1 protein-coding gene is annotated in these 253 nt (G+C 57.7%); it reads left to right on the top strand.

The features are described from left to right. Positions 1-253: flavodoxin-dependent (E)-4-hydroxy-3-methylbut-2-enyl-diphosphate synthase (locus SB822_RS59095; protein ID WP_410859374.1), on the top strand; the 253-nt coding region annotated here is incomplete at both ends.

The following is a 253-nucleotide window of genomic DNA, read 5'->3' as shown; positions in this document are numbered from 1 at the left end:
AATCCGGGCAATGTCGGTTTCAAGGACAAGAAGGACAAGCAGTTCGCCGATATCGTCGAAATGGCGATCCGCTATGACAAGCCGGTGCGCATCGGCGTGAACTGGGGTTCGCTCGATCAGGAACTCCTGACCACGCTGATGGATCGTAATCAGGATGCGGGCGCGCCATTGAGCGCGCAGGAAGTCATGCGCGAGGCCATTGTGCAGTCGGCTCTGATTTCCGCCAATCTTGCCGAAGAGATCGGTCTTGGCC

This window comes from Paraburkholderia sp. SIMBA_054, assembly GCF_046534875.1.
Lineage (GTDB): Bacteria > Pseudomonadota > Gammaproteobacteria > Burkholderiales > Burkholderiaceae > Paraburkholderia > Paraburkholderia hospita.
This window is presented reverse-complemented; position numbering and strand designations above follow the sequence as displayed.